Genomic DNA, 860 nt, shown 5'->3' with positions numbered 1-860 from the left:
CTCGCCGCGGTCGCCGCGATGATCGTCAGCGTGGCGCTCACCGGCGAGTACGGGATCCTCTTCGGCCTGTTCCCCGCGGTGATCGGCGCCGGCGGGTACTACGTCCGGAAGTTCTCCCGCTCGCTGCAGTACACGATCGCCGAGACCCGCGACGGCATCCGGATCGGCTTCGGGCTCGTGTCCACTTCGAACGAGACCCTGCCGCCCGGCCGCATCCACGCCGTGAGCGTCGCGCAGCCGCTGCTCTGGCGGCCATTCGGCTGGTGGGACGTCCGGATCAACCGTGCGACGAACGCCGGCAACGGGGCCTCGAACAACCAGCAGGTCTCGTCGATCGTCCTGCCGGTCGGCACCGCGCGCGACGTCCGCGAGGTCCTCGACATCATCCTCCCCGGCCTCGTCGGCACCGCCGTCGCCGGTCCCGCCGCCTCGCAGGAGCAGCTCCGCGAGGGCTCGGCCGAGGCCGTGGACGTCGTCGACGACAGCCTCACCACCACGGGCGACCGCGGCGGGTTCGTGCACTCCCCGCGCCGGGGCGCCTGGCTCCGCCCGTTCGCGTTCCGCCGCAACGGCTACCGCTTCGTCCCGGGCGCCGTCCTGCTCCGGCTCGGTGCCGTCTGGCGCACGCTGGTCATCGTGCCGCTGCCGCGCGTGCAGAGCGTCAAGGTCTCGCAGGGGCCGCTCGAGCGTGCGCTGCGGCTCGCGTCGGTGCACGTGCAGACCGTGCAGGGCCCGGTCTCCGCGAGCATCGGTGCGCTGGACGCGCGGGACGCGCAGCAGCTGTGGTCGGACACCTCGGCCCGCGCGGTCGAGGCGGCTGCGGCCGACACCTCCCACCGGTGGCGCGAACGGGAGGCGCG

At 74.0% G+C, this 860-nt stretch carries 1 protein-coding gene; it reads left to right on the top strand.

The annotated features are described in order from the left end of the window. Positions 1-860: PH domain-containing protein (locus BIV01_RS12730; protein ID WP_175473716.1), on the top strand; the 860-nt coding region annotated here is incomplete at both ends.

It is taken from the genome of Curtobacterium sp. MCBA15_013 (genome assembly GCF_001865095.1).
In the GTDB taxonomy this organism is placed as follows: Bacteria; Actinomycetota; Actinomycetes; order Actinomycetales; family Microbacteriaceae; genus Curtobacterium.
Note: the sequence above shows the minus strand (reverse complement) of the source record. Positions and strands in the feature narration are given on the sequence as shown.